At 38.7% G+C, this 6282-nt stretch carries 6 protein-coding genes; 4 read left to right on the top strand and 2 right to left on the bottom strand.

Features of this window, described 5'->3' with window-relative positions:
- The first annotated feature begins 35 nt into the window (after nt 1-35).
- Both AXA65_RS11385 and AXA65_RS11390 read left to right on the top strand, forming a co-directional pair.
- Nucleotides 36-2315, top strand: coding sequence for a cation:proton antiporter (locus tag AXA65_RS11385; RefSeq protein WP_063970224.1), 2280 nt, complete (start codon nt 36-38; stop codon nt 2313-2315).
- A 166-nt stretch (nt 2316-2481) separates the two neighbouring features.
- The gene (locus tag AXA65_RS11390; RefSeq protein ID WP_063970225.1) at nt 2482-3327 is read left to right on the top strand and encodes a prephenate dehydrogenase; all 846 of its coding nucleotides are present in this window, start codon (nt 2482-2484) and stop codon (nt 3325-3327) included.
- 23 nt (nt 3328-3350) lie between these two features.
- Here AXA65_RS11390 and AXA65_RS11395 read toward each other — a convergent pair whose 3' ends face one another.
- Together AXA65_RS11395 and purE are read right to left on the bottom strand one after the other, a co-directional pair.
- Complete coding sequence (locus tag AXA65_RS11395; RefSeq protein ID WP_063970226.1) at nt 3351-3968, bottom strand: hypothetical protein; 618 nt, start codon at nt 3966-3968, stop codon at nt 3351-3353.
- 183 nt (nt 3969-4151) lie between these two features.
- Nucleotides 4152-4655, bottom strand: a complete 504-nt coding sequence (purE, locus tag AXA65_RS11400; RefSeq protein ID WP_063970227.1) for a 5-(carboxyamino)imidazole ribonucleotide mutase — start codon at nt 4653-4655, stop codon at nt 4152-4154.
- 38 nt (nt 4656-4693) lie between these two features.
- Here purE and AXA65_RS11405 point away from each other — a divergent pair, with 38 nt between their 5' ends.
- On the top strand, nt 4694-5650 hold the full coding sequence (locus tag AXA65_RS11405) for a DMT family transporter (RefSeq protein WP_086048180.1): 957 nt from the start codon (nt 4694-4696) through the stop codon (nt 5648-5650).
- Nucleotides 5651-5722: 72 nt separating this feature from the next.
- Nucleotides 5723-6223: a hypothetical protein gene (locus AXA65_RS11410; protein WP_063970228.1), complete on the top strand. Its 501-nt coding sequence runs from the start codon at nt 5723-5725 to the stop codon at nt 6221-6223.
- Nucleotides 6224-6282: the final 59 nt, after the last annotated feature.

Genomic DNA, 6282 nt, shown 5'->3' on the forward strand with positions numbered 1-6282 from the left:
CATCTTAAAATCAGGTAAAATTTAAATTAATGATTATGAAAAAGTACAGGAATATTATATTTTACGTTCTTACGATCGCCTTTTTCTCGTGCTTGATGTATTGGTTTTTCATCGAGGGAAAAACTTTGGAAATTGGAGAAAACATCACGCCTAGCAAAGCAACAGGCGCAACGATGTGGGAAAACTTCACTGATTCTTTTCTCACCAATCTTCATCATCCATTGGCGCTTCTATTAGCACAGATCGTGACCATTATTTTAGTCGCAAAACTGTTCGGATGGATCTGCGTGAAACTGAAACAACCTTCCGTCATTGGAGAAATGATTGCCGGAATTGTACTCGGACCTTCTTTGGTAGGACTTTATTTCCCGGATTTTTCTGCATTTATGTTCCCAAAAGAATCACTTCCGAACTTGCAATTCCTTAGTCAAATTGGTTTGATCCTTTTTATGTACATCGTCGGGATGGAACTGGATCTAAGCGTTCTTAGAAAAAAAGCGCACGATGCAGTGGTTATCAGTCACGCAAGTATCATTTTTCCTTTTGCTTTGGGAATTGGACTTTCGTATTTCATTTATAAAGAATTTGCGCCAGAAGGTGTTCAGTTTAGTTCCTTTGCCTTGTTTATTGCGATTGCAATGAGTATCACGGCTTTTCCGGTTTTGGCAAGGATCGTTCAGGAGAGAAACCTTCACAAAACCAAGATCGGAACCATCGTGATCACTTGTGCAGCAGCAGATGATATCACGGCTTGGTGTATTTTGGCAGCAGTAATTGCCATTGTAAAAGCAGGATCTTTCTCCGGATCGGTGTTTGTGATTTTGATGGCGGTTCTTTATGTTTTTTTGATGATCAAATTGGTAAAACCATTCCTAACCAGAATTGCTGAGTCTCAAAAAGAAAAAGGTTTTATCAACAAAGCTTTGGTCGCTGTATTTTTCTTAGTCTTAATTATCTCATCTTACGCCACAGAAGTAATCGGGATCCACGCGCTTTTTGGAGCATTCATGGCGGGAGCGATCATGCCGGAAAATGTGAAATTCCGAAATCTATTTATTGAGAAAGTTGAAGATGTGGCTTTGGTCTTATTACTTCCACTTTTCTTCGTATTCACGGGACTTAGAACGCAGATCGGATTGTTGAATGACCCTTATCTTTGGAAAATCGGCGGGTTGATCGTTTTGACGGCTGTCATCGGAAAATTCGTTGGAAGTGCACTGACTGCAAAATTTCTGAGGATCAGCTGGAAAGACAGTCTCACAATTGGCGCCTTGATGAACACAAGAGGACTTACGGAATTAATTGTCCTTAATATCGGTTATGACCTCGGCGTCATGGGACCAGAACTCTTTGCAATGATGGTGATCATGGCTTTATTCACAACATTTATGACCGGACCATCTTTAGATTTCATCAATTATCTTTTCAAAGGGAAAAAGTCGATGCTGGAAGAAGACCAGGACGCGAATGATGAAAAATACAAAGTCCTTCTATCTTTTGAAACGCCAGATTCCGGACGTGCCTTATTGAAATTTGCAGATAATCTCACCAATAAAATGAATGGCAACAAAAGCATCACGGCGATGAATATTGCACCTGTAGATGAGCTTCACGCCTACGATATTGAGAATTATGAAAAAGAATTGTTTGAAGACGTCATCGAAACTTCGAATGAACTGAAACTGGAAGTCACTATCCTTTTCAAAGCGTCCACAGACATCGAAAACGACCTCATCAATATTACCAACAAAGGCAATTACGATTTGCTTCTAGTGATGTTAGGCAAATCTATCTATGAAGGTAGTTTGCTTGGAAAACTCCTTGGATTCACGACCAAGATCATCAATCCTGAAAAATTATTGAATACTGTAAAGGGAAAATCCTACATTTTCAACTCATCGCCTTTTGACGATTTCACATTGGGAATTTTGGACAAGACCAATGTTCCTGTAGGTGTGATGGTAAATAAAAAGTTCGAAAGTGCGGACAAGATATTTATCCCAATTTTTGAATTAAATGATTTCTTTTTGGTTGAATATGCGAAAAGATTAATTAATAATAATGACTCCCAAGTGATTATTTTGGATGCTGCAGGACAGATCAGAAAGAATACCGAAATCCGTGAATTGATCAGAAATATCGAACATATTGCGCCGAATCACATCACGCTTTACAACGAGAAAACGATTGAAAAAGATTTCCTGCAAAGTCAAGATCTGATGCTGATCAGCAGCAAAAGCTGGAGAAACCTCATCAATTCCAAAAGTCTTTGGCTGTCGGATATTCCATCGACGTTGATCATTTCGAATCCATAATTTATTTGAAATTTCAGAATTAATGTCTATCTTCGTTCTGTGAAAACAATGAACACGACATATTATTACGCAATTTTGACCCTCAAAAAGGATTAGGATTCGTATGTACCCATATCAAAACCTCGTCCAACTGGCGGGGTTTTTTGTTTTAAAAAATTAAATTACTATGAAGATCAGCATTATAGGAACTGGATTGATCGGTGGATCCATCGCATTGAAATTAAGAGATAAAAAATTCACGGATTTCGTTTATGGAATCGATCAGGACGAAGTTCACCTCAACAACGCTTTGGAATTAAATATCATTGACGAAAAAGCAGACATGGAAAACGGCGTGAAGAATTCGGACTTGACCATCATCGCCATTCCGGTAGATTCGGCGAGAAAAATTTTGCCTTCGGTTTTGGATCTAATTAATGATAATCAAACCGTTATGGACGTTGGCTCCACAAAATCTGGGATTGTAGAATCCATCAAAGATCATCCGAACAGAAAAAGATTCGTGGCATTTCACCCAATGTGGGGAACGGAAAACTCTGGTCCGAAATCTGCGACCAAAGAAAGTTTTGCAGGAAAAGCAGCTGTGATCTGCAACCGAGAAGATTCTGATGCTGATGCTTTGGAAATCGTTGAAAAAGTGATCGCGAATTTGGAAATGCACCCGATCTACATGAATGCTGATGCGCACGATGTTCACACCGCTTACATCTCGCACATTTCACATATCACATCCTACGCTTTGGCGAATACGGTTTTGGAAAAAGAACGTGAGGAAGACACCATTTTCCAGTTGGCAAGTTCGGGTTTTTCGAGTACGGTCCGTTTGGCAAAATCGCATCCGGAAATGTGGGTTCCTATCTTCCGCCAGAACAAAGAAAATGTACTGGATGTTTTGAATGAACATATTACGCAGCTTAGGAAATTCAAGTCTGCATTGGAAAAGGAGAATTTTGAATACTTGGAGGAATTGATCACCAATGCGAATAAAATCCGTGGGATTTTGGACAAGTAGAATTTTGATAATAATTGCATCGATTACGATTCAAAAAAGACGAAATAGATGATGACAAGATGTATAGAAAGCGAAATCACTAGCGGTGTTATGAACGATTTTGCGCGATATTCCGTTTCGCTTTTAAACATTTTTTCTCTAATCAAGTATAGTCCTAATGCGCCAATTCCGGAAAGTAAAAACCTGAGTGACATCTTACCATATCTGATGTCTCCAAATAGATTCAAAAGATAAGTTGTTGCAAGGGCGTACGAAATTCCAAAAATAAGAGAAACGATTGCGCCTTTTTTGTCATTGACCTTGAAGAAATTAAAAACCTGCAAAGCCGTTCCGAAGACCACACCAAAAATAACACTGAAAACCCAAATCACTTTGTTGGAATACAGCTTGATAGCGGTTTGGTCTTCTGTTAAATTTTTGTCCCATTTGTCATCAATCATGACATCTTCCGCTTCTATTTTCTCTTTTGATTGGATCAATTGTTCGATACGTTCGGCTTCTGTTTCTGAAAAAACGTTACCTCTTTCCTTCAAAATATCAAAAGCGTAGCGGATACTTTTTGCGACAAATTTGCTTTCAGGTTTTATATAATTATTGAGTTCTTTGTTACTCAATTTTTCGATGACTTTTTTACTGACCATAATAAATTTTTGACAAAATATCTATAAAGGCTGAAACCTCAGCCCGGCTTATCTCATCTTTCCTATTTTTTTTTAATTGAATCGATGAACCACTTCGTTAGGTTTGAACGGAGCTCATTTTTTGTGGCTGGAAAAGCTAGGCAAAAAAGATTGGGAACGGAAGACGAAAAAGCTGCCCAAAAATTATTTATCAAACTGATTAGGATGCAATTTCTTAATCTCATCCACAGTTCCGAGGACTTTGTCTTTCAGTGAATTTTGGTAAATTTCTAATTTCTCTGAAACTCCAGAATCGGAAGTCCCAATGATCTTAGCAGCCAAAATTCCGGCGTTTGTAGCTCCATTCAATGCAACCGTAGCCACAGGAATTCCGGAAGGCATTTGCAAAATCGACAGAACAGAATCCCAACCATCAATGGAATTGCTGGACAAAATCGGAACGCCGATCACGGGCAAAGTGGTACAACTCGCCACCATTCCGGGCAAATGAGCTGCGCCGCCAGCACCTGCAACGATGACCTTCAAGCCTCTTTCCTTCGCCGTTTTTGCATAATCGAACATCCTTTCGGGCGTTCTGTGTGCGGAAACTACGGTGAGTTCGTAAGGGATTTCCAGAGATTTCAAAAAATCTGCTGCTTGTTGCATAATTGGGAGATCGCTTTGGCTGCCCATTATTATTCCGACCATTTTTTCAAGTTTTATTAGATGCTCAAAGATAAAGATTTATGAGTAAAACTCGGGATTTTTGGAATATCTTTGTTTTTAATTCTTTCCAATTGAGTTCCAAAACCATTATCTGTATTTTCATCGTTGCCGTCGTTTGGGGAACGACTTTCTTGGGCATCAAGATCGGTGTGGAAACTGTTCCGCCTTGGTTTGTTGCCGGATTTCGTCAGTTTTTGGCTTCTTTGATCCTATTGCCCATTTTACTTTTCAAGAAAGAACTGAAATGGATCGGATGGAAAAACCTTTCCATTCAATTCACACTTTCTACATTAATGCTGATTGGTGCGAATGGACTTACAACTTTAACAGAGAAAGATTTGACAAGTAGTCTAACTTCTTTGATCAGTGCACTTTCGCCTGTTTTTATCTTTATCGGCAGTATGATCATTGGAATGGAAAAATTTACTTTTCGGACTTTGATCGGTTTATTGATGGGATTATTTGGTGTCGTTTTTATTTTTTGGGACGGAATCGATGACCTTGCAAATCCGGATTATCGAAACGGATTACTGATTTTACTTCTCGCTATTCTGTGTTGGGGTGCAGGAACGATTTACACTAAGAAATTAAATTCGGCAAGTAACAATCTCTTCCTGAATCTTTTCTATCAATTTGCTTTTGCGGGAATTTTGCAATTGATCTTTGCTTTTATTTTCTCAGAGGAAATAGATGTGGCAAAGTGGTCAACAAAAAGTATCTCGGCAATCGTTTATTTGGCCGTTTTCGGCTCTGTGACAGCATTTTTCGCTTATCATTTTTTGTTGAAAACCTTACTTCCAACGCAGGTTTCCATTCTGTCTTATGTCAATACGATCATTAGTATCTTCCTAAGTTGGCTGATCTTGGACGAAACGATCTCTGCAAAATTTATTCTGGCAACAGCCTTTATTATCTGTGGTGTTTTTGTCATTAATTATAAGCCGGGAATGTTAAAATTCAGAACAAAACCGTCATAGTTGATTGTCGTATCAATATATTTTTTAATTTTGAAATAAATAAAAACACTTTAATAAATTAATTCTAAAACAATGAAAAAAATCTTGGTACTAGCTTCTACAGCTACTTTACTATTCGCAACTTCTTGCAAGAAAAATGAAACCGTTGTAACAACTGATGGTTCTGATACGGTAAGTGTTGTAAAGACAACAGAAACAACAACCCTGACCACGGACGAAGCTAAAGCAAAAGTGGACAAAGCACAAGCTGATCTGGATGCTGCCATAAAAAATGGAGACAAAAAAGCAGAAGAAGCTGCAAGAAAAGCTTTGGCCGATGCGAATGTAGCCTGGGAGAAAACCAAAAATGCAGTCAACAACGCCGCTCAAGATGTGAAAGAAGGCGTCGACAATACGGTGGATAAAGCAAAAGTGGCCACACAAAATGCAAAGCAGGACATGAAAGAAACGGCCCAAGACACCAAAGAAGCCATTAACAAAGCCGGAAAAGACGCCAAAGATGCGACCAAAAAAGCAACTGAAGACACCAAAGAAGCTTACAACAATACACTTGACAAATTGAAAGCGAAGTAGTTTTCAATTTTATATAAATAAGAAAAGCAAGGTTTTAGCCTAGTCATGGTCGGAAGATT

The organism is Chryseobacterium sp. FP211-J200 (genome assembly GCF_001643375.1).
In the GTDB taxonomy this organism is placed as follows: domain Bacteria; phylum Bacteroidota; class Bacteroidia; order Flavobacteriales; family Weeksellaceae; genus Epilithonimonas; species Epilithonimonas ginsengisoli.

Coding starts and splice junctions, on each gene's coding strand:
- AXA65_RS11385 (WP_063970224.1), top strand. CDS start 36: ATGAAAAAGTACAGGAATATTATATTTTACGTTCTTACGATCGCCTTT.
- AXA65_RS11390 (WP_063970225.1), top strand. CDS start 2,482: ATGAAGATCAGCATTATAGGAACTGGATTGATCGGTGGATCCATCGCA.
- AXA65_RS11395 (WP_063970226.1), bottom strand. CDS start 3,968: ATGGTCAGTAAAAAAGTCATCGAAAAATTGAGTAACAAAGAACTCAAT.
- purE (WP_063970227.1), bottom strand. CDS start 4,655: ATGGTCGGAATAATAATGGGCAGCCAAAGCGATCTCCCAATTATGCAA.
- AXA65_RS11405 (WP_086048180.1), top strand. CDS start 4,694: ATGAGTAAAACTCGGGATTTTTGGAATATCTTTGTTTTTAATTCTTTC.
- AXA65_RS11410 (WP_063970228.1), top strand. CDS start 5,723: ATGAAAAAAATCTTGGTACTAGCTTCTACAGCTACTTTACTATTCGCA.